This is a genomic window from Photorhabdus akhurstii (assembly GCF_019090985.1).
Classification (GTDB): domain Bacteria; phylum Pseudomonadota; class Gammaproteobacteria; order Enterobacterales; family Enterobacteriaceae; genus Photorhabdus; species Photorhabdus akhurstii.
Genome location: NZ_CP020335.1, coordinates 5345244 through 5365480, shown reverse-complemented (window position 1 = coordinate 5365480; position 20237 = coordinate 5345244). Strand labels below are relative to the sequence as shown.

The 20237-nt window shown below is 43.0% G+C and carries 22 protein-coding genes, 3 tRNA genes and 1 pseudogene; 9 read left to right on the top strand and 17 right to left on the bottom strand.

Features of this window, described 5'->3' with window-relative positions; all coding sequences use genetic code 11:
* Positions 1-96: 96 nt before the first annotated feature.
* From B0X70_RS23040 to B0X70_RS25475, 8 genes and pseudogenes are all read right to left on the bottom strand, one after another.
* Positions 97-723, bottom strand: coding sequence for a restriction endonuclease fold toxin 5 domain-containing protein (locus tag B0X70_RS23040; protein WP_217470476.1), 627 nt, complete (start codon positions 721-723; stop codon positions 97-99).
* Positions 724-885: 162 nt separating this feature from the next.
* Positions 886-1149 carry a PAAR domain-containing protein gene (locus B0X70_RS23035; RefSeq protein ID WP_112877239.1) on the bottom strand — a complete coding sequence of 88 codons (264 nt, stop codon included), beginning with the start codon at positions 1147-1149 and terminating at the stop codon, positions 886-888.
* A gap of 2 nt (positions 1150-1151) precedes the next feature.
* Positions 1152-1877, bottom strand: a complete 726-nt coding sequence (locus tag B0X70_RS23030; protein WP_217470475.1) for an immunity 52 family protein — start codon at positions 1875-1877, stop codon at positions 1152-1154.
* Between the two features lie 27 nt (positions 1878-1904).
* The gene (locus tag B0X70_RS23025) at positions 1905-2507 is read right to left on the bottom strand and encodes a restriction endonuclease fold toxin 5 domain-containing protein (protein ID WP_217470474.1); all 603 of its coding nucleotides are present in this window, start codon (positions 2505-2507) and stop codon (positions 1905-1907) included.
* A gap of 1 nt (position 2508) precedes the next feature.
* Complete coding sequence (locus tag B0X70_RS23020) at positions 2509-2853, bottom strand: hypothetical protein (protein WP_217470473.1); 345 nt, start codon at positions 2851-2853, stop codon at positions 2509-2511.
* Between the two features lie 2 nt (positions 2854-2855).
* Positions 2856-3347 carry a DUF4123 domain-containing protein gene (locus B0X70_RS23015; protein WP_217470472.1) on the bottom strand — a complete coding sequence of 164 codons (492 nt, stop codon included), beginning with the start codon at positions 3345-3347 and terminating at the stop codon, positions 2856-2858.
* A pseudogene (locus B0X70_RS23010) lies at positions 3344-4135 on the bottom strand (type VI secretion system Vgr family protein); the annotation flags it as partial. The gene B0X70_RS23015 and the pseudogene B0X70_RS23010, both read right to left, overlap by 4 nt.
* On the bottom strand, positions 4026-4319 hold the full coding sequence (locus B0X70_RS25475) for a type VI secretion system baseplate subunit TssF (protein ID WP_246593373.1): 294 nt from the start codon (positions 4317-4319) through the stop codon (positions 4026-4028). The pseudogene B0X70_RS23010 and the gene B0X70_RS25475, both read right to left, overlap by 110 nt.
* Before the next feature lie 268 nt (positions 4320-4587).
* Between B0X70_RS25475 and B0X70_RS23000 the strand changes: the two genes are divergently transcribed.
* A complete protein-coding gene (locus tag B0X70_RS23000) occupies positions 4588-4851 on the top strand; it encodes a PAAR domain-containing protein (protein WP_105397903.1) in 264 nt (87 codons plus the stop codon).
* 76 nt (positions 4852-4927) lie between these two features.
* On the opposite strand, the gene mscM is transcribed toward B0X70_RS23000, so the two are convergent.
* The 3 genes from mscM to rsgA all read right to left on the bottom strand — a co-directional run bounded on the left by mscM (position 4928) and on the right by rsgA (position 10312).
* Complete coding sequence (gene mscM / locus B0X70_RS22995) at positions 4928-8263, bottom strand: miniconductance mechanosensitive channel MscM (protein WP_217470471.1); 3336 nt, start codon at positions 8261-8263, stop codon at positions 4928-4930.
* 26 nt (positions 8264-8289) lie between these two features.
* Positions 8290-9183 carry an archaetidylserine decarboxylase gene (asd, locus tag B0X70_RS22990; protein WP_036810042.1) on the bottom strand — a complete coding sequence of 298 codons (894 nt, stop codon included), beginning with the start codon at positions 9181-9183 and terminating at the stop codon, positions 8290-8292.
* A 73-nt stretch (positions 9184-9256) separates the two neighbouring features.
* Positions 9257-10312 carry a small ribosomal subunit biogenesis GTPase RsgA gene (rsgA, locus tag B0X70_RS22985; protein WP_214039507.1) on the bottom strand — a complete coding sequence of 352 codons (1056 nt, stop codon included), beginning with the start codon at positions 10310-10312 and terminating at the stop codon, positions 9257-9259.
* 94 nt (positions 10313-10406) lie between these two features.
* Between rsgA and orn the strand changes: the two genes are divergently transcribed.
* From orn to B0X70_RS22965, 4 genes are all read left to right on the top strand, one after another.
* The gene (gene orn / locus B0X70_RS22980) at positions 10407-10952 is read left to right on the top strand and encodes an oligoribonuclease (RefSeq protein WP_040151115.1); all 546 of its coding nucleotides are present in this window, start codon (positions 10407-10409) and stop codon (positions 10950-10952) included.
* A gap of 205 nt (positions 10953-11157) precedes the next feature.
* Positions 11158-11233 (top strand) — tRNA-Gly (locus B0X70_RS22975).
* Between the two features lie 55 nt (positions 11234-11288).
* Positions 11289-11364, top strand: a tRNA-Gly gene (locus tag B0X70_RS22970).
* A 65-nt stretch (positions 11365-11429) separates the two neighbouring features.
* Positions 11430-11505: transfer RNA gene (locus B0X70_RS22965), tRNA-Gly, on the top strand.
* 11 nt (positions 11506-11516) lie between these two features.
* On the opposite strand, the gene B0X70_RS22960 is transcribed toward B0X70_RS22965, so the two are convergent.
* From B0X70_RS22960 to B0X70_RS22945, 4 genes are all read right to left on the bottom strand, one after another.
* Entirely contained in the window at positions 11517-11849 is a 333-nt protein-coding gene (locus tag B0X70_RS22960) for a type II toxin-antitoxin system RelE/ParE family toxin (RefSeq protein ID WP_036810050.1), read from the bottom strand.
* Entirely contained in the window at positions 11849-12124 is a 276-nt protein-coding gene (locus B0X70_RS22955; RefSeq protein WP_036810053.1) for a type II toxin-antitoxin system Phd/YefM family antitoxin, read from the bottom strand. Before B0X70_RS22955 ends, B0X70_RS22960 begins: the two co-directional genes overlap by 1 nt.
* A 326-nt stretch (positions 12125-12450) precedes the next feature.
* Positions 12451-13446 carry a DMT family transporter gene (locus B0X70_RS22950; protein WP_217470470.1) on the bottom strand — a complete coding sequence of 332 codons (996 nt, stop codon included), beginning with the start codon at positions 13444-13446 and terminating at the stop codon, positions 12451-12453.
* Between the two features lie 18 nt (positions 13447-13464).
* A complete protein-coding gene (locus B0X70_RS22945; RefSeq protein ID WP_110090573.1) occupies positions 13465-14655 on the bottom strand; it encodes a tetratricopeptide repeat protein in 1191 nt (396 codons plus the stop codon).
* A gap of 147 nt (positions 14656-14802) precedes the next feature.
* On the opposite strand from B0X70_RS22945, the gene B0X70_RS22940 reads away from it, so the two are divergent.
* On the top strand, positions 14803-15720 hold the full coding sequence (locus B0X70_RS22940; RefSeq protein ID WP_217470469.1) for a LysR family transcriptional regulator: 918 nt from the start codon (positions 14803-14805) through the stop codon (positions 15718-15720).
* A 122-nt stretch (positions 15721-15842) separates the two neighbouring features.
* Here the strand turns inward: B0X70_RS22940 and B0X70_RS22935 are convergent, their stop codons facing one another.
* Positions 15843-16274, bottom strand: coding sequence for a flagellar protein FlhE (locus B0X70_RS22935; protein WP_217470468.1), 432 nt, complete (start codon positions 16272-16274; stop codon positions 15843-15845).
* A 187-nt stretch (positions 16275-16461) separates the two neighbouring features.
* Between B0X70_RS22935 and B0X70_RS22930 the strand changes: the two genes are divergently transcribed.
* Complete coding sequence (locus B0X70_RS22930) at positions 16462-16635, top strand: hypothetical protein (RefSeq protein ID WP_160169988.1); 174 nt, start codon at positions 16462-16464, stop codon at positions 16633-16635.
* A gap of 507 nt (positions 16636-17142) precedes the next feature.
* On the opposite strand, the gene queG is transcribed toward B0X70_RS22930, so the two are convergent.
* Positions 17143-18300, bottom strand: a complete 1158-nt coding sequence (gene queG / locus B0X70_RS22925; RefSeq protein ID WP_040151236.1) for a tRNA epoxyqueuosine(34) reductase QueG — start codon at positions 18298-18300, stop codon at positions 17143-17145.
* A gap of 171 nt (positions 18301-18471) precedes the next feature.
* On the opposite strand from queG, the gene tsaE reads away from it, so the two are divergent.
* Positions 18472-18936, top strand: coding sequence for a tRNA (adenosine(37)-N6)-threonylcarbamoyltransferase complex ATPase subunit type 1 TsaE (gene tsaE, locus B0X70_RS22920; protein WP_046396622.1), 465 nt, complete (start codon positions 18472-18474; stop codon positions 18934-18936).
* Between the two features lie 14 nt (positions 18937-18950).
* On the top strand, positions 18951-20234 hold the full coding sequence (amiB, locus tag B0X70_RS22915; RefSeq protein WP_246593372.1) for an N-acetylmuramoyl-L-alanine amidase AmiB: 1284 nt from the start codon (positions 18951-18953) through the stop codon (positions 20232-20234).
* The last annotated feature ends 3 nt before the right edge of the window (positions 20235-20237 follow it).

Genomic DNA, 20237 nt, shown 5'->3' with positions numbered 1-20237 from the left:
ATGCATTTTCAGGAGTTAAAGCCTCATTTGAGTCATGAAATAATTTTATTCTTGAAAAAATCATTGACATTTTTAATTCTCCTTTTGTGAGAATGATTAAAGTTTAGTGTTAAATACCGTAATGTTAGGAAACATAGAAAATGCCGTAAGAAAGTATTCATAAGATATTGGCTCTAGAAAGTGCCAATGGGATTTTGGAGTATTATCTAATGTCTCGCACACTAAATTCTGCCTCCTAGCCTGATTAATCATACTGTCATATCCAGACATTTTTCCCTTTAACTTTATACTTTTATAAAAGTCATTAGGTTCCCCATTTTTAAAAAATTGATCGTAATTCGCCTTAGCTTCAAGAAATAAGCATTGTGCAGGTTTCCAACCATCAAAATTTGTATCCATGCATAACCAGGTTTCAATTATGTTTAATTCAGGGTTGTATATCGTCCCGGCAATTTTTGTTTGGTAGGCAATGGTTATTTCTGAATACGATGTGGTTTTTTCCCAAGCCATTGTAACGTTGCCAATTGCCGGACATTTCTCACATTCGGTACGGGATGAAGCAATTGTTTGTGTATCCGCTTTTGCTTTGTCTTGTTCACCTTCTTTATCTTTAGTGCTTTCCATCACACCAACGGCGGCTAATCCAGCGGCACAAGCAGCCAGTGTCCATTCAGTAGCAGCTAAAAGAGCGGGAGCCGCTGGCGCAAGAAGTGGTAATGGCATATCAATTTCTCCTTTTTAATAAATTATCCATGACCCACAAATAATCACGGTATTTTTCTCGGCTCTCCGTTCTACCGGATTAATGTATTAGCCCGGTAAAACGGAGAAGACAAGCGCAGCGCGTCAGTGTTGTCCTAATAGGCCAAAGTGATTGTTGTCTCATTAAGCGAGAAAATCTTTCTGGCTGGCAATCAGTTTTGCGCCACAGGCTGTTTGCATACCTTCCAATGCGACAGGTTTTCCCTGATGCTTTAAGTCATTGCTACCTTCCACAATAGGGAAAACCCCTTTGCATTTAGGACAGCTTACTAAATCACCTTTAGCGGCAACAGGCACGCCTTGATACACGTAATTATCAATGGCGGTAATGACTTTACCACCATGATCGGTTAGGTCGTTTAAACGGATTACGGCTCTGTTTGTCATATTTATAACTCTGTCATCAATGGTAATATTTGTAGATCCCGCAAGCAGATTTCAATATCATTGGCTTTATTGATATGCTTCTGGTTTTCAATGTCAAAAATATCTTTTGTCGTAATAATCAATGAGCCTTTTTTGTCATTTTTATCAGAAATAGATATTATTTCTTCTGCCATTGGGACTAAAGTTGGGGCTATTTTTATTGGTAAATAGAGCATCCAGCCAGCACTTAAACGATCTGGGAAGACCTGTTTTCTTTTTATTCTATAATTATCAGTTTCTACCATAATATAAGGTGAGTTATGGCTAAAAATCAGAAACCTGATAAAATCAATCAACTTAAGAAAGCGAAACTCTTTTTCTTTAATGGATATATTAATCTCTATTTTTGTTTGGCCTTGCCTTTCAACGTGATAATTAAAGTAACTAATTGAACATGCTTGCCCATCCTCGCCTCCATCCCAGACTCCTGATATAACCGTAGGATCTTCTTCTGTATAATTTTCTTTAAAGTCGTTTATACATTCGTCTGTTATTCCTCTCTCATCAAAAGCTACCCGAGTTAATGCTTCTTCGCGGCTATTTCCTCCTAAGTACCATATCTTAGAGTATCCAAAGAAGATATCTTCTAATTGTTTTACGATTTTATAGGTATCATTAACTGCAATGTCTGGAGTTAATGGCTTTTTCCAATCTGTATATATTTCTATATCTAAAGATAAAATAGTCATTTATTTTTCCTATTAGAAATTATTCGGTTAGCAAGGGGTATGAAATACTTTAATATTGGAATGAATAGATAATTTTTCTAAATAATAGGCATAGCTTATAGGTTGCATAAAATGCCAATGAGAATTTGGTATACTGTTTAATGAAGTACATACCCATTGTTGCCTTTTTCCTTGTTTTTGCATTGAGTAGTCGGACGATTTCCACCAAGGTTTGGGTTTACCTTTTTCAAAAAATTGATCATATTTAGCTTTGGCCTCAAGAAATAAGCATTGTGCAGGTTTCCAGCCATCAAAATTTGTATCCATGCATAACCAGGTTTCAATTAGGTTTAATTCAGGGTTGTATATCGTCCCGGCAATTTTTGTTTGATAAGCAATAGTTATTTCTGAATACGATGTGGTCTTTTCCCAGACCATTGTAACGTTGCCAATAGCCGGACATTTCTCACATTCGGTACGGGACGAAGCAATTGTTTGTGTATCCGCTTTTGCTTTGTCTTGTTCACCTTCTTTATCTTTAGTGCTTTCCATCACACCAACGGCGGCTAATCCCGCTGTACAAGCAGCCAGTGTCCATTCCGCAGCAGCTAAAAGAGCGGGAGCTGCTGGCGCAAGAAGTGGTAATGGCATATCAATTTCTCCTTTTTAATAAATTATCCATAACCCGCAAATAATCACGGTATTGTTGTTCCGGGCTATCCCCGGCGTTCAACATATTTTGGATTGCTGGCGAGCCGTGAAAATCACGGTTAAACGCAACGAAATATAAATAAGAGCGGATCAATGCTTCATCCTTGAACCCCATCTCAACCAAGTCCAGATAAGCCTTCTTTAATCGTTCGTGTAGGCTGTGTTCGCTTTCATTTTCGACTAATTCACTGTGTTCAGCCAGAATACGTTGTCGGATCTGGGTCACATAAGCCTCATCTTCCGCATCAATAAATTTAGCGACCTGTTCCTTGCTGAGTTTTATCATCGTTAGGCCCCTTTTACGAAATGATCATTATTATCAAAAGAATACACCCACTCATGAATACCGTCAGTGAATGCCGACAATTGCTCTGGGCTGAAAATATCCCGAATTTGATGCAAAATGCGGGGATCGTGAAAACGCAGTAATGCCGTTTCCCCCGTTTCCAGCTCAACATTCAGGTAGTTTTCAAGGTGACGAGTCAGTTTGTCTAAAGACAGCGTGGTGTGTAGCCAGGACACCGAAGGTGCAACCTTTTCCAGCGTAGATAACTTTTCTTCCCATGATTTCGCATAAGCCATATCAAACAACCACGGCCCCGCGAATGCAATTTTGGCATCCGGGTATTGCCGGAACAGGGGATTATTCATGCCGGCGATATACTTAATCTCTTCAGCAAAATGACGTTCATACTGTAGGCCGCTGACTAAGGCATACCATTTCATTTCGGGATGTGTTTCTCTGTATTCACTCCATTTTTTCTGTAATTCTGGTGTCATGACTGCCCTCTGAGAACCATTGCCGTGCCATTCAATTCTGCTTTCATCAGACAGGTCAGACAGATTTCTTTCAATGGTGTCGTCAGGGCTTTTTCTGCCTGCACGACACTGGTTTGTTTCAGTTTATCCAGCATATCCGGTAGCTTGCCACCCCAGCCTGAACCGCTGCCGGGTGATCCACTGCCGAAGTTAATGCCCGCACTGCTGGTAATACCGCCTGCATCGATTTTAAGGAAGTGCCCGGCGGCCTGTAGGGTCAGTTCACTACCGGCATCAATCACGACTTTAGCGCCGGAATTTAGGTGAATTTCATTGCCGCTTTGAGTTAACAGGGCATCATCTGCCTTGATATGGAGTTTTTGCCCCGTAGATAGGGAAATATCATTTCCCGTCTGTACGCGGTACTCATTATCAATGCGTAAATGGGCATCATGTTTAATATGATGTGTCCGGTTATGCCCAATATTGTGGGTTTCATCATTCAGAATCAGCGTATTCATATCCCGTTGAGCATGAATAAATACTTCTTCACTGCCGTTTTCATCCTCAAAACGTAATTCGTTAAAGCCATTACCTTTATGTGTTTTGGTTCTGAACGTGGTGCGCGTCTTTTCCGCGGGTAAATTCAGCGGCGGGCGGTTAAGACCGTTGTAAGTGCATCCGGTAATAATAGGCCGGTCAATATCGCCGTTGAGATAGGAGATAATCACTTCCTGACCGACTCTCGGTGTTGCCAGAAAACCAAATCCGTTGCCATTCCACCCTTGTGCAACCCGCACCCGGCAAGACATCATTAATTTTTTGTTGAAGACCGGCAGTGATAAGCGCAAAACCTTCCAGTGCTCGGAGAATATCAGGGTCGCCGGATTCGGGGGTAAACGGAGCCAGGTGTGGATGCTCTTGCGCCGCGTTGCTCAGACCATGCTTTATTTGTGAAAGTGCTTCCCTATAGAAATCTTCAAAATTTTTCATATCTACCTTTGCTCTCTTTATGATCAAATATTAATGTAAATTTATATTTTGATTTTGTGGATATCAAGGTTGATAATTTAATTATGTGTAAATTTTTGTTTCAAACAGTTAATGAGGTAAATTTTATAGGTATTCCATTAACATGATTATGTAATTTATTTCAATGAGTTTTATTTAGATAAATTTTTCTTAATCAAGTTGTGGCGCCATGATAGCCAGATGTTGGAATTTGAAATTAATATTTAATCATTAGTTAATGGAGGGAAAGATGTCACGTTCTATTATTTTGGTCGGTGATTCGACTTCGCATGGCGGCAAGGTGTTAGCCGGTGATGAAGGCTTTGGTGTGTTAGGGAAGAAAGCGGCTCGGGTCGGGGATGCGGTATCCTGTCCAAAATGTGGCGGTAATCAAACCATTGTGGAAGGGACGCCGAAAATAGTCAGCTCTAATGGGCAAATGTACGCACTGGAGGGAATGAAAACCTCTTGTGGCGCGACATTAATTGCCTCGCAAAGCCTATTTCAAGCATAGGATGGCGGTAAAAGGCCATATTCTGCCTGAAATAGGGTGAGTTGATTCAAGTACGGGTGCTCAGTGCTTCATTGTTTTACAAACTACCCGGTTGACGTGGTGGATTACGGCCTGACATATTGGTCGTCGCACTGCGAATATCCCGACCAATGACATCAATACTCGCCTGAAATGGCGGGAATGGCAGAGTAATGCCGTGTTCGCGGAATCCTTGCAAAATAAGCTGGTGGACTTCATGGCGGACAGGCATTCGATGCCCCATTTCAGCAGCATAAATACGTAATTCAAATATCTGAATACCATGTTGAAGATCAACCAGATAGGCTTCAGGCGCCGGGTTATCAAGGATCAAAGAACTGCGTTTAGCCGCGGTTAACAGGATTTGGGTGACTTCTTCACAGCTAGCTTCTGCCGGCGCAGGAATTGTCAGCACGACACGGGTGATGGTGTCAGATAATGACCAGTTAATAAATTGCTCGGTAATAAAGGCTTTGTTAGGAACAATGATCTCTTTTCTATCCCAGTCAGAGAGGGTTGTTGCCCGTGTATTGATCTTGGTGATGCTGCCGGTCAGGTTGCGGATAGTCACGGTATCACCGATACGGATCGGTTTTTCAAACAGTATCATCAGGCCAGAAACAACATTGGCGAAGATCTCCTGTAAGCCAAAGCCTAGCCCAACCCCTAGCGCCGCAACAAGCCATTGCAATTTTGACCATTCAATACCAATCAGAGAGAAACCTACCAGACCACCAATCAAAGTAATGGTGTATTTGGTGAGTGTGGTGATAGCAAAGCCGGTACCTGGCGTAAGTTCCAAATGCTGTAGTAAGGCCAACTCAAGCAGGGCGGGCAGGTTACGCACCAGTTGAGTGGTGATAATAATCACCAAGATAGCAATCAAGACAGAACCTACGGTGATGGGTTGAACAGTTTCTACATTGTTTATTGTGGTGGTGACATCCCACAGTCGGATATTTTCTAGAAATGAGAAAGCGGAATGAAGTTCTGACCAGAGCCAAATGAGTGAAACCAAGGCAAGCAGAGTCAGAATTGAACGAACTAACCCCAATGACTGAGCGCTGATGGCATCCAGATCAATAATGGGTTCTTCAACTTCAATGGCGCCTTCGATACTGCTTGAACCTGTTGAATCATCTTCTCCTTTGGCTCGTTGAGCCAGAATTTCCGCCCGTCGCTGTTTTGCCCGGTCAAAGGCGATCCGGCGTCGCTGAATCAGCATCCAGCGACGGATAATATGGTAAATAACTAGCAGGAAGAACCAGATAGCAACGGAAGTCTCTAAACGCCCCAGCAATGCTTGTGATGTACTGAAATACCCCAGTATGGAAGCTAGCGCTGCGACTATCGGCGCAGAGAGTAAAATCCACCAGAGAGCGGTATTGATAACATTTTCGCCGGAGCCATGTTTATCCAGATAGAGCGGGACTCTTGCCCGTTTCAGGCTGTTCGTGATCAGGCTTAAAGAGATACACAGGATTAGGAAGCAAAGCCTGCCAAGTGTGGAAGAAAATTCTCGATCACTGTAATGTTCAAAAGTTATCAATGCCATGACCAATGGCACAATGGCAAAGATAGATAGCTGGTAGAACCGTAAAGCCCGTTTAACGCGTTCTTCCGGCCAACGGAAATGGGCAATGAATAATCCATTTGGATGGGCGAAAGTGGCACTCAGCATGAAGATCCATAGAACGGGAGTTGTCGCACTGACGCCATAACCGATAGCGGTCGCCATAGGATATTGCCAGGCGCTTTGCAGCCCATAGCCAATGGCAGACCAGAGCATCGGCAAAGGTAACGCGACAACAACCGACCAGAATACGGTACGTAAAGTGAGGGAAAAGTGATCATGGGTGACTTTGCCGATACGGTTACTCGCGCGTTCAAGGAATGCGTAATAATGGCGGAGAGAGCCGATGCTGAATATAACCAGGAAGAGCGTGCCGAATAAGTACAGCAGCGTATCCTGAGTGGTCAGCATGACGATCAGGGCGCCGCTTAACTGAGAAAAAGTGTCCAGCGATAATAGACGGGTTAGATCCTGCACAACATTGATTGGGTAATTGAGCGAAACAGGATTAACATCCGCGACCCAGAATAGATAACGGTGTGTGGCCTCTTTAACTTCTGTTAGCGCATCATTTAGCTGACTGGTAGCGACTTTCAGTTTGGTCAATTCAAGGATTTCACTGTCATAGCCAGATAATAATGAATTGAGTAATTCTTTGCGGGTGCGGGTAAGAGAATCATAAATCCGCTCTTGTTCAGCAGTTAACGCAACGTTGCTTTTCTGTACGGGTTTTGTCTCTTTTTGTAACTGATCGAGCATGTCTTCGTATTTCAGACGATCAACCCTGAATTTGACAATATTCCGATCAAGTTGCTGTGGCTTAGACATGTCAGGCAAACGGGCAAGCTGGGTTTGGAGCGCTTCTCCGAGCGTTGTAGAGCCACCGAGCCATTGTGCTTGTTCACGAATGGTATTCAATGCTTGCCGGACTTGAATAATATCACTGGCGGCTTGTCGCTGTTTTGAGCCAATGATATTCATTCGTTGTGCTTGCTGATTTAATTCCTGAGATAAATTCCGGTTCAGTTGTAATTCATCAAGCAGAAATTTTGGTAGCTGGTCACTTTGTTCCGCCAGCATCTCGGTATGTTCTAAGGCTAATTCTGCTTTTTGCTGGCGTTGTGCATTAAGTTGGCTGCGGAGTTGTTGCAGCTCAAGATCAAGTCGATGATAGCGCTTTTTGAACAGTTCAACCCGCATACGGGAAATTTCCTGCCGATTGTTAGCGGAGAGTTGAGCTATTTCAAGTTCATTGACTGTTGCTTTGTGCGCATTGGCTTCGGCTTGAGCTAAGGCAAATTGAGCTTCTGCTAATGGAGTAGATGGTGTTCCTAATGATTGTAGGCGAGAGGATGCATCAGTTAGCAGGCGTCGCGCTTCTGATTGTTGTTGCGGTAACAGTACGAGAGAGTCGCTGATTTCCCGCCCTTTGTCCTGCTCTTGCTGTAACTGTCCCCCTTGTTCTAGCAACCGACTGCTGACTTGAATGATCTGTTGCTCAATGCTTGCAATGGGTTGGTTAGCGGGAATTGGATGAGGCGTATCACTTTCAGAGAGTAATTTTTGACGAAGTTCTTTCGTGATTTTAGGAAAATCATCAATGGCGGTCTGATATTTCTGCGTTCTGTCATTAGCAGATTTAGTATCAGCAATCCAATTGAGAGCGCCTTGCAGCGCCTGAGCAACTTCTGCATCCTGTGGGTTTTTGCTGGATTCGATTTGTTTCAGTTCTTGTTTGAGCTGGTTTTCATCAAGTGGAATCGCAGCAAGAACCGGACTAATAATGATCAGGCTAAGCAATAAGCTGATAATCAGGCGCACGATAAAGGGCTCTCCTTGGAAAGGGATTAGCTTATGTTGTCAGTAGGTTCGTCAGGTATGATCGCTTGGGCTAACAGTTCGCCCATGCGGGTTGTGGAGCCACTGCTCAAATGCCCGGCTAGCTGTACCTGATTTGATGCAAACAGGTTAATGACGGTAGAACCCAATTTGAAACGCCCCATTTCTTCCCCTTTCTTGAAAGAAATTGCGCCAGTTGCACCGGCTTCGGGGTAAGTCCAGCGCTTGATAATGCCTTCCCGTGGTGGTGTAACCGTACCACACCAAGCCATTTCAATACTGCCGACGATAGTTGCACCAACCAGAATCTGTATCATGGGCCCAAATTGAGTATCAAACAGACAGATGACTCTTTCATTACGAGCGAACAGATTTGGTACGTTGGCGGCAGTCAATGGATTGACAGAGAATAGATCGCCTGGGACATAGATCATCTCTTTCAGTAATCCATCGCAAGGCATATGTACACGGTGATAATCTTTAGGTGATAAGTAAGTCGTTACAAACTGCCCATCACGGAATATCTCTGCTAATTGATGATTACCGGCGAGTAGAGCTTCAAGTGTGTAGTGGTGTCCTTTAGCTTGAAGGAGCTGGTATGTTCGGATATTGCCTAACTGGCTGATAGTTCCGTCAGCAGGTAGCGCTAATTGGTGTTCATTGCTGACAATTGGGCGAATATCATCTTTTAATGGGCGGATAAAGAACTCATTGAATGTCGTATATGCTGAAAACTCAGGCGCTTTCGCTTCATTCATATCCACTTTATAAACACGGGCAAACGCTTTGATTGCCAGTTGAGTCAGCCAGCCAGCTTTTTTGTTAGCAAACCAGCCTGCCAGGTGAGTTATTCCCTGTTTAGGCAGTAAATAATGTAACCTGATTTTAATGTTATCCAGCACGTCAACCTCTTGGATTCTATTGGCAAAATTAGATAAAAGGGGGTATTGTACCTGTCCTTTCATTTGATGTCAGTTAGCTATCGTTATCTGTAAAAGTTTTGCGTGGTTTAATTTGATCCATACTGTCGAGAATACGGTGATAATTCTCAAAGCGTTCTTGAGTTATTTCGTTATCTTCCACTGCTTTCCGTAACGCACACTCTGGATCGTCCCGATGTTTACAATCACGGAATTTACAACCGCCCAGATAATCACGGAATTCGATAAAACCCAGAGTTACCTGCTCCGGTGTTAAATGCCACAGGCCAAACTCTCGAACTCCGGGAGAATCAATAACATCACCGCCATGTGGAAAATGATAAAGACGGGAGGTTGTTGTGGTGTGCTGACCTAAACCAGAAACATCTGAAACCTGATTGACCATAATCTCTGCTTCATCTTCTGGCAGGAGTGTATTGAGTAAACTTGATTTACCTACGCCAGACTGACCGGCAAAAATGCTGATTCGACCTGCAAGCATCTTCGTTAATTCTTCCATACCTTCGCCAGTATGGCTTGAGAGTTTCAATACTCTGTAACCAATGTTGTGGTATGTGGACATGATTTCGTTGACCCATTCACGGCTTTCTTCGTCCAACAGATCAATTTTATTCAATACAATCAATGGCTCAATGCCCAGCGTTTCACAGGCGACAAGGTAGCGATCGATAATATTGAGTGACAGTTCAGGAAGAATGGCTGACACAATCACTATTTGGTCAATATTGGCGGCGATAGGTTTAATACCATCATAATAGTCAGGCCGCGTAAGTACGGAAGTACGTTCGTGAACGGCTTCAACAATACCATTTACTTTAACATCTGCTTGTGTTTGCAGCGAAGGACGCCATACGACTTGATCGCCAGTGACCAATGAGCGGATAGTTCTGCGAATATTACAACGTTGTATAGAACCGTCTTCTGCCTCGACATCAGCATGTTGGCCAAAACGGCTGATAACCAGCCCTTCTTGAGGTTCACCTAACTGACTATCATCCATTTCAGGTTTATTATCCTGTTTTTTCAATCTTCGCTGATGATTCGCCTGTACCCGCCGTTGCTGGCCTTTGGATAGTTTATGTTTAGCCACCGAACCTCACTTGTTCCACACTTATCGCTGTTATTGCTTAAAAGCGCTATGATACACCATTAATAAGAACTATCTCTCCAATCTAGGATATAACATGTCAAAAAGTGAGCACAATCTTATCTGGATAGATCTGGAAATGACGGGCTTAGATCCAGAGCGGGATCGCATTATTGAAATTGCGACAATTGTCACTGATGCAAATTTGAATATCCTGGCGGAAGGGCCAGTCATTGCGGTTCATCAGTCTGATGAACAACTTGCTCTGATGGATAAATGGAATGTGCGCACCCATACGGGCAGTGGGCTGGTTGAACGTGTTAAGGCAAGTAAAATTGATGATCGTGAGGCAGAGAAAGCGACGATTGAATTTTTGGAAAAATGGGTTCCGGCAGGTGCTTCCCCCATTTGTGGTAATAGCGTTAGTCAGGATCGGCGTTTCTTGTTCCGCTATATGCCAGAATTGGAGGCTTATTTTCATTACCGCTATTTGGATGTCAGCACACTTAAAGAATTAGCCCGTCGCTGGAAGCCGGAAATCCTTGCTGGATTTAAGAAGCAGAATACTCATCAGGCGCTGGATGATATCCGTGAATCAGTTGCTGAGTTAGCCTATTATCGGGAACATTTTATTCAACTGTGAGTCAGAAAGTTTTATTTTCTGTTGGCATGATAATGTAAGTTCGGTGTGGCGATTAATTAACCCATTTTGGCGTTTAAATCGTCACTTGACCGAAAAGTTTGTTTTTTTGCGTTGAAAGGCTTGCGGGCGCAACGATTTTTCGTATAATGCGCACCCCATACCGATGATGAATTTCATAAGGTATGAATAGCGTACTAAAAGATATGCGGGAATAGCTCAGTTGGTAGAGCACGACCTTGCCAAGGTCGGGGTCGCGAGTTCGAGTCTCGTTTCCCGCTCCAAATTTTGGTTTGGAATCAGTATGTTGTTTCTGGTTATTATTAGCCAGCCAGTGACGCGGGAATAGCTCAGTTGGTAGAGCACAACCTTGCCAAGGTTGGGGTCGCGAGTTCGAGTCTCGTTTCCCGCTCCAAGTTTAGGTTCGCAATTGATTTCTTGGGATTAGTCTATTATTTCAGGTGATCACCAGTCAGTAATGCGGGAATAGCTCAGTTGGTAGAGCACGACCTTGCCAAGGTCGGGGTCGCGAGTTCGAGTCTCGTTTCCCGCTCCAAGTCTTCCTTATCATGCAGATACACTTAATAACCGGTGCGTGAGCAGGGTTTGCATATCTCGCCGACCATCGGCAATCACAAAAATTACCACCTGTTTACCTGTGATTTGGTAAATAACCCGGTAAGGTTTAAAAAATGTTTGGCGGAAGTCGCGGATCCCTAACTCCTGCAACTCCTTGGGATAATTGCCTTTTTCAGGAAAGTTAGCCAGACTGTCTGCTGTTTTCAGCAACTGATCCAATACATAATCAGCTTTCTCTGAACTGTCATTTTCGACAATGTAATCGTAAATGTCCTCTAAATCTGCTTCGGCATTTTTAGTCAGCATGACATGATATGGCATTAGGCGAACTTCCCTTTATTTTTTAAGCGTTGAACCACATCCTTTACCGGTGTGACTTCACCTGCTTTAACTTGTTGTTGCCCTAAAGCTAAAATCTTTAACAACGCTATAGTTTCCTGAGTCTGCTCATAAGAGGCAATATCTTGAATCACCGCTTTTGCTTCGCCATTTTGTGTAATAATCATCGGTGAACGGGACTCAGTGAGTGTCGTCATCACCGTAGCTGCATTGGCTTTTAGGTAGCTAATGGGTTTGATCTGTTCTGAATAACGCATAGAATTCCTCACATTAAAAAGGACTAAATAGAGACTATAAAAAGTCAATTGCTTGATTATAAAATCACCTTTCCAATTAAGCAAATGCTGATTTTAGAAAAGAGGGTGACTATAGATTTTTGTTGTTTTCACTCATTATTATTTTTTGGCTTATTTAGAAAGAGGTTATGAATTGCATTTCTCCGCTCCCATTTTTGCTATACAAATGTCTATTGAAGTCTCTTACATTCATGGTTTTTAGGTTCAGAGATCAGGTTTGCCATCAGGTCTCAGCAAGATCGACGCTTTTGTTTGTGCCAAAGCGTCGATAGGATGAAACTTCTGGCTTATTTCCTGCAATTCTTTGCTTTTACTATATGATTGATCTCAAATTTAGATTCGTGTGGAATAAGTTTTTTACCGGTTGATCTCTTATTGCAGATCAGGATACCTCCGATGACGAGAGCGCCGCCGATGAACATTGGGAATGTTAATCTCTCATCTAATAGGACTGCGCCGAGCAATACCGCGGTCAAAGGGTTAAGCGCAATGAATACACCGGAGCGAGTGGAACCAATTCTTTGGATTCCGTCGTAATACCAGATGTAGGCCACCGCTGAACCTACTGCGCCAAGATAAAGTAAGCTGGAGAGATCAGTCATGGATAATGCATGTATTGCGGATAAACTCATTTGACCTGTGAAAATGGCTGTTACAGTTAGCATGATAGCGCCTGCCAGGATGGAGTATGTAACGGTGTGTAGCGGGCCGATTTGGTTCACAATGTTCTTGCAGAAGACGCTATAAGCAACCCAGCTTAAAACACAACCAAAGATCAAAGTGTCACCCAACCAGTTATCTTCTTCTCCAATTGTCAGTTGTGGCGTTTTGCTAAAAATTACGATCATTGCTCCGAGCAGACAAAGAATAATTCCCAGTATTTTCAGTGACGATTGTCTTTCCTTATGAAAGAAATATGAAACAATCGCCATTACTGCTGGATTTAGTGCCACGATAAGTGAAGCTCTGGAGGCGGTTGTGTGATGCAGACCATAAAAGAAAAAAAGGTTGTAGGCGTATATTCCGCAGAGGCCCAGTCCAATGATTTTCAATAGTTGGGATAGATTAATCTTGACGAACATTTTTCCTGATAAAACGAGGAAGATAATGAGCGTTATGCCCGCAAGAATAAATCTGAGGCTTGCTGATAACAAGGGAGGTGTCTCGACAGAAATGTATCGACCTGCAACAAATGTTCCGCCCCAGATAATAGCCACAAGAGACAGCTTGATATAGGTTGAGTAGTTGTTGACCGACTGCGTTGATGCGTGGTTGCTTTTCATGTTTGTCAATGTCGCAATTTATAGGGTGGAGGATGCTTTCAAGGCGGCGTATTCCATCGTTTGTTCCAATATTTCACGTTGAGCGCGGCTACCTCCCAATAATGGCCATTTTTCATAGCTGAGACGAAGTTTATTTAGACACTCCTCATAGTGCCTAGATGTAAATAATAAGATCGCTTTAAGGACGTCTATCCCTGTGGAATGTGTGTCTGGTTCGATGCCAAATCCATCGCTTTCCGCGATCAGCTTCTCAATAAGAAAAGACTGATTTGTTGCAGAAAAAGCGAGTGCTGCATGTATTTTGTGGAAGTAAGAGGTGGATGAGCTGATGCTGCCTGTCCAAAGAACAGCAAGACGTTCCCATATTGGTTGGAAGTTAGTGTCGGCAGATTTGAGCCTAAGTTGCCACAAGAATTCTACGGCGTCCAAATCTTGTTTAGCAAATGGATTGTCTTTTAGCGCATATAATTCATCAAAAGCTTGCAATGCCAGCGTGATTTCATCGGATCGTTCATACGCAATGGCGAGATGCCAGTATACATGCATTCCCATTCCGGCGTTGGTGATCCAATGTTCTTTGCAGTTGGTCAGGAAGTGACAAAGTTCTTTCCAGCGACCTAGCTCATGCAAGGCATGTGCGACAGCATGAATGCCATAGATATTGTCCGGCATTAATTTAACAGATTTAAAACCAACCTCTAAGGCATCATCAAAACATTGAGCTTCACAAAGGACGAATGATTTTATGGAAAGATAATACGGATAGAGGTAGTGAGTGCTAACAATGTGTTCGTCACAATAAAGCAGAAGAGACCTCAGGTTGGTTGTTTTGCCAGTGCAGAAATCAAGCATGTGAATAAAGAAGAGCGCGACAATATCCGATGGGTATGCTCGAATATGTTGGGTCAGAAGCAATCTCGCGTTATCGTAATCAAATTTCACCCATGCGCTGAATGCCTTATGGATAAGGCAAAGCTCAGGGAGAGAAAGGTCGTGTTCGTTCATTTGAGTTAATGTGATTTTGAATTTATAAAGTTCTTTCATCTCGCAAGAGGTGATTGCATCAAATCCCATCAGGAGTTTTTTGTAGGTTCGCTGAGTGTCATTCATTGGAATAAATTCGTCTGAAAATCCACGGAGGGATAAGAACGTGCTGTTTATTTCCGGCCATATGGAAGATGAACCATCAGAAGGCCATTGGTAACTCATAAAATCCCCTTTTTTAATTAATTATGGTTTGGAAACTCTGTTGAGCGTTCGGCGAGCATGCCTCGCCTACTGTTTTATATCCGCATTGCATATACTTATTCAGATGTATGATCATGCGGAAATGAGTGATTACTCAAGGGGGAGATAATGACTTTAACTCAGCTCGAAATTTTTGCTGTTGTTGCTGAACGGAAGGGCTTTACCTTGGCTGCGGCCCAACTCAAGATCTCTCAGTCTGGGGTTTCCCATGCCATCAGACTCCTTGAACAGGAGCTTGGCGTAGAGCTGCTACATCGGCATCAAGGAGTTGTCGAACTGACAGATATAGGAGAAAGTCTGTTACAAAAAGCTCAGGCCATTCTTGGTCTGGCTGAGACCATGCGGCAAGAGGCCGCGGATGCTCGGGGGATGAAACGAGGTACGTTGCGAATCGGGTCGTTTGGACCGACTTCATCCTTATGGCTGTTGCCAAAGGTACTGGCCGATTATCGCAGGCTTTACCCCGGCATTGAGGTCCATATTGATGAGGGACCAGACAGGCAGGTTGTGCAGTGGCTTATGGATAGACGAGTGGATGTGGGATTTGTGACCTTGCCGGAAGATCAATTCGACACTTACCCGATTCTTGAAGATCAGATGGTGGCTTTGTTGCCGATAGATCACCCTTTGGTATTGCAGGATTCGGTAACGTTGAAAGATCTGTGTGTTGGACCATTCGCGTTGACAGAAGCGGGATCGGCTGAACTGGTTTCCAGGCTTTTTTTATCGGCAAGATTGCAACCTAATATTCGTTATCGGACGTCTCAATTGTTAAGTACTTTGGCTGCGGTTGAACGTGGGGATGCGGTGACGATTGTTGCCGAGTCATCTCTGCCGCTGGCTCGTGATGTTCGCTATGTCAAGAAAGCGCTGAATCCAAAAGTGAAACGACATGTCGGGTTGGCTGTGTTTGATGAACGTCAATCATCACCGGCCACTAAAGCATTTATCGCATTGGCGACTAAAAAATTTCGTATGGTGAGTTCGGCTGTCTCCTTGGTTTCCAGAGAACTCGTTAGTGAATGAGCTCAGCTTTATAGCACGCTACCTCCTTCCGCTAGCATATATTGCTCTTGAAACGCGAAAGAATTGTCTAAAGTAACTTTCCTATCAATGACCCGAAGCCATGAGGCTTCAGGTCGGGTTGCTTAATACTGATAATCAACTTTGATCATATTGTAATGGGACGGGTAAACGGGGTAAGTACCTCCGTTGAGAATCCCGCTAATTCTAAAGGAACCTTTGGCATCATGGCCGCTAAAGGCATTTGTGGTGCTATTGAGGGTGCCGGAGACATCCAGGCATTGCGATGGAGTGGATGAATATCGTGGGGTGTAACAAACGTTGAAAGTCTGAGTTGTCGCACCATTGCTATATAAACCGATATTCCAAGATACTGTCGTGATAGTTGCCCTTGTTGGTACCGAAGAGGGCGTGGTAAAGAAATTTGAGTTGGTGTAGCCAGCAGCATAAACATTTGGGGCACGGCTCGTTTGTGACCACATGCTGGTAGCGGCAAAGGAGATCTGAGCCGTGGTTAACGCTAGAAAACCTACTGCAATTTTGGTAAATCTTTTCATTCTTCAATCCTCATTGCTAGTGAGTTATCTGACTGTTATCTGCATGCAACCGTTGCGCGACATCCAATATGATTGGCGCACATGAAAATTGCTTGCTTATTGATTCCTATGGTTGTTCAAATCTTCCTTGATCACGTAAAAAGAATCTCACTGGAATAACAGTGGATCAAGCGAAGGCTTTGGTTGAATGTCTGAATCTGTGCGCTGGTTGCACCGATATTGTGTGATGTTTATGCCTAAAGGGGTATTGTTTGGTTGTATATTCTTTGTCTTTTTTGACATCGGTAGCCAGCCTTATGTCCTGATGGTACTCAGTTCATCGTGTGGTATTTATAGGGGTAAAGAAAGTACTATTCTTTAATTGCAAAATATTTTTTCAACTTCTGCTTGCCAAACGTTTTTGGGTAGTACATAATGCACTCCTTTCGTCAGTGAGGTATGGGAAAAATATCTGTTGAATCAATGAATTAGCTGATATTCAAAGAATTTATCTCCCGCTCCAAGTTTCTTTCCTCAGTAGTTGTGCTCACTTATTTTAGATTTGATTTTTGGGTTATATCTTCATAGTACAGATTTCTATTTTTTATCCACAGCTCGGAAGCTGGTTTCTCAGTAAATAAGTATGATGCTTTAAAATTATCACACAGACTTATCCACAGGCTGTTGCGTCTGAATTTTTCTGATTTTGAATGTTATAAAATGAGTATTCCTTTTGTAACTCGTTGATAGTTTTTCGGAATGATCCTTTGTTAAGAAATGTCATATTGATCACTTGCGCTTTTTTTGAGCATTGATCAGCAAGGGGTTTTTATTTTATTCACAGGAAAATTATCTGAATCTTTTTATGCGTTATAGAGATGGCTAATAATTAAGCATCTCTGGGCAAGCCCTTGGTTATCGCTCTAATAAGTCGTTTCTGTTGTGGTGTTTGTACATTAATAGTATTCGTTTTACGGCGAATGATTTGCTGTTTAATAGCCCAATGAATATGTTCATCTAGCATGGTGTTTAATCCAAGTTTTTGTTGCAGAGCCAGAACGATATCGTATTGATAGGGGGCGTTTCCTAAAGCAACAGTAATATTGCGTAGCCAGCGTAAATAACCAATGCGGCGAATTGCAGAACCTTCCGTTATCCGTAAGAATTTCTCTTCACTCCAATTGAATAAATCCAATAGCTTTGGTGTATGTAATATTGCACGAGGGCTGAAATCATCTTCATCTGTCAATTGGGAAAAGCGGTTCCAAGGACAAATAATCTGGCAGTCATCACAACCGTAAATACGATTTCCCATCAGTGGACGAAATTCCTCAGGAATAATACCCTCTAATTCAATTGTGAGGTAGGAAATACAACGGCGGGCATCAATAGTATAAGGGGCGATAATTGCACCGGTTGGGCAGGTTGTCATGCAGGCGATACAGCGTCCACATTGCTCTTTTTGTGGAAGATCTATCGGCAGGGGAAGATTAATCAGCAACTCACCGAGGAAAAACCATGAACCAGCTTCTCTATTAAGAATAAGTGAGTGTTTACCGACCCAGCCTAATCCGGCTTTGGCGGCGAGTGGGCGTTCCATTATGGGTGCTGAATCAACAAAAGGTCGAAAATTAAGGACTCCCTGATATTCGAAGTCATGGCAGTAGTTTTGGATTTGTTCCCCTAGTTTCTTAAGACGTTGGCGCAGTAGTTTGTGATAATCTCTTCCTAGAGCATAACGGCTGATATAACCGAGTTCAGCGTCGTTTAGCGTACTGGCAAAAGAAGCTTTAGCAGGGAGGTAATTCATTCTTACACTAATAACTCTCAGTGTTCCTGGTAAAAGTTCATTCGGGCGAGCACGCATCATGCCGTGGCGTTTCATCCATGCCATCTCTCCGTGATATTGTTTATCTAGCCATTCCTGAAGTTTTGTCTCTTCTACCGATAAATCAGTATCACAAATGCCAACTTGTTGGAAACCAAGAGAAAGACCCCATTGTTTGATATTGGCGGCTAAAAGATTAAGATCGAGAGGCGTTGTCATGATGGAAATCGGTTTATACTGCAAGACGTCGCAGTGTAGCATAATTTGTTTCAAGCCAAAAATAGTGGGTTTGATAATGAAACTGAGCAGAAGATGTTAAATGTTGATAATAGAGGTGTGTTAGGGTTATCGTTTTGGCTGATGAATTAATAAAACAACAGATATTATTCGATGAAAGAACTTGTTTTATCACTTAAAGATGAAGATGCGACAGTTTCTCTTGGAAGCGCGGTTGCTGCTGCCTGTAATAGTGGTAGTGTAATTTATTTATATGGTGATTTGGGGGCTGGTAAAACTACGTTTAGCCGTGGTTTTTTGCAGTCCTTAGGTCATAAAGGGCATGTAAAAAGCCCAACTTATACTTTGGTTGAGCCTTATGCTTTAATACCGAGGCCGGTTTACCATTTCGATCTTTACCGATTGGCAGATCCGGAAGAGCTGGAATTTATGGGAATACGTGACTATTTCCATCAAGATGCCATTTGTCTGGTGGAATGGCCTCAGCAAGGAGAAGGCGTATTACCGGATGCAGATATTGAATTACATTTGAGTTACCAGCCAGAAGGGCGACAGGCACATTTTATTGCTTTGTCTAAATATGGTGAGAGTCTGTTAGATAATTTGAAATATTTATAAGGGATCACCTGACCATGACGCGTCCTTTAGTCGTAAAAATGATAAAGAAATGGCAAGTCAGTTTTATGGTAATGGGCTGGCTGTTTATTATGATAAACAGTTTAGTGGTAACAACTGCAACAGCGGCGACTTTATCCAATATTCACGTCAGTAACAGCATAAATGAATCTAAAGTGACGATGATTTTTTCAGGTGATCGCCCTAATTACAGTTTTTTTCCATTGCATTCGCCAGAGCGTTTAGTGGTAGATATCCATCAATCAGAAAAAATTGTTGGTTTACCGATGAATCTACCGGGGCAGGATTTAGTGAGGAAAATCCGTTCCAGCCAGGCACCTGATCGACAAAAAAAACGCATTGTATTTGAACTAAATAATAAAGTTAAAGTCAATTCTATAGTACAGCAGTCGGGTAGTGAATATCGGGTGATTTTTACTCTGCGGGTTTCTGGGGTATCGACTGGTAAGTCTGTTTTTAGAGAGAGTTCACAAGCAGCTACGAGTAAGCCATCACTTACTAACAACAAATTGCAGACGACAAAACAGGCTGCTTTGCAGGCAACTTCTAAGGGCAGTCAGCGAGTCGTTATCGCTATTGATGCAGGACATGGTGGTCAAGACCCTGGTGCGATTGGGCAACGTGGATTGAAAGAGAAGAATGTGACTATCAGTGTGGCGCGCAAACTTGAAGCATTGTTACGCAATGATCCTATGTTTAAACCCGTTCTGACCCGTAACGGAGACTATTTTATTTCTGTTGCTGGTCGTTCTGAGGTTGCGCGTAAACATAGCGCGAATATGTTGGTTTCTATTCATGCAGATGCTGCCCCTAATCGTAGTGCGCGTGGTGCTTCTGTCTGGGTGTTGTCAAACAAGCGTGCAAACAGTGAATTGGGTAATTGGCTTGAGCAGCATGAGAAACAGTCTGAGTTACTGGGTGGCGCAGGAGATGCATTGGCAAATGGTACCGATCCCTACCTAAGCCAGGCGGTGCTGGATCTGCAATTCGGTCACTCCCAACGGGTGGGTTATAACGTTGCAGTACAGGTTTTAAGTGAGTTGCGTAAAGTCGGCTTATTACATAAACGTTTACCAGAACATGCTAGCTTAGGAGTGTTACGTTCACCGGATATTCCTTCAATTTTAGTGGAAACGGGATTTATCAGTAACTCAGCAGAAGAAACACTGCTTGGTTCCAATGATTTTCAGGATAAGCTGGCAAGTGCTATCCATCGAGGATTGCGCAACTATTTTCTAGCGAATCCATTACAAGCGGCACCTAAAACAGCCAAGAAGTAAAGG

What these genes read in the sequence shown, in the direction of transcription:
- B0X70_RS22935 (WP_217470468.1), bottom strand. Translation starts at nt 16,274, where the DNA reads ATGAAAAGATTTACCAAAATTGCAGTAGGTTTTCTAGCGTTAACCACG.
- B0X70_RS23035 (WP_112877239.1), bottom strand. Translation starts at nt 1,149, where the DNA reads ATGACAAACAGAGCCGTAATCCGTTTAAACGACCTAACCGATCATGGT.
- B0X70_RS23000 (WP_105397903.1), top strand. Translation starts at nt 4,588, where the DNA reads ATGTCACGTTCTATTATTTTGGTCGGTGATTCGACTTCGCATGGCGGC.
- B0X70_RS22950 (WP_217470470.1), bottom strand. Translation starts at nt 13,446, where the DNA reads ATGAAAAGCAACCACGCATCAACGCAGTCGGTCAACAACTACTCAACC.
- B0X70_RS23020 (WP_217470473.1), bottom strand. Translation starts at nt 2,853, where the DNA reads ATGATAAAACTCAGCAAGGAACAGGTCGCTAAATTTATTGATGCGGAA.
- B0X70_RS25475 (WP_246593373.1), bottom strand. Translation starts at nt 4,319, where the DNA reads ATGAAAAATTTTGAAGATTTCTATAGGGAAGCACTTTCACAAATAAAG.
- B0X70_RS22955 (WP_036810053.1), bottom strand. Translation starts at nt 12,124, where the DNA reads ATGCGTTATTCAGAACAGATCAAACCCATTAGCTACCTAAAAGCCAAT.
- B0X70_RS22930 (WP_160169988.1), top strand. Translation starts at nt 16,462, where the DNA reads ATGTCTGAATCTGTGCGCTGGTTGCACCGATATTGTGTGATGTTTATG.
- B0X70_RS23025 (WP_217470474.1), bottom strand. Translation starts at nt 2,507, where the DNA reads ATGCCATTACCACTTCTTGCGCCAGCAGCTCCCGCTCTTTTAGCTGCT.
- B0X70_RS23015 (WP_217470472.1), bottom strand. Translation starts at nt 3,347, where the DNA reads ATGACACCAGAATTACAGAAAAAATGGAGTGAATACAGAGAAACACAT.
- tsaE (WP_046396622.1), top strand. Translation starts at nt 18,472, where the DNA reads ATGAAAGAACTTGTTTTATCACTTAAAGATGAAGATGCGACAGTTTCT.
- B0X70_RS23040 (WP_217470476.1), bottom strand. Translation starts at nt 723, where the DNA reads ATGCCATTACCACTTCTTGCGCCAGCGGCTCCCGCTCTTTTAGCTGCT.
- amiB (WP_246593372.1), top strand. Translation starts at nt 18,951, where the DNA reads ATGACGCGTCCTTTAGTCGTAAAAATGATAAAGAAATGGCAAGTCAGT.
- B0X70_RS23030 (WP_217470475.1), bottom strand. Translation starts at nt 1,877, where the DNA reads ATGACTATTTTATCTTTAGATATAGAAATATATACAGATTGGAAAAAG.
- orn (WP_040151115.1), top strand. Translation starts at nt 10,407, where the DNA reads ATGTCAAAAAGTGAGCACAATCTTATCTGGATAGATCTGGAAATGACG.
- B0X70_RS22945 (WP_110090573.1), bottom strand. Translation starts at nt 14,655, where the DNA reads ATGAGTTACCAATGGCCTTCTGATGGTTCATCTTCCATATGGCCGGAA.
- B0X70_RS22960 (WP_036810050.1), bottom strand. Translation starts at nt 11,849, where the DNA reads ATGCCATATCATGTCATGCTGACTAAAAATGCCGAAGCAGATTTAGAG.
- queG (WP_040151236.1), bottom strand. Translation starts at nt 18,300, where the DNA reads ATGACAACGCCTCTCGATCTTAATCTTTTAGCCGCCAATATCAAACAA.
- B0X70_RS22940 (WP_217470469.1), top strand. Translation starts at nt 14,803, where the DNA reads ATGACTTTAACTCAGCTCGAAATTTTTGCTGTTGTTGCTGAACGGAAG.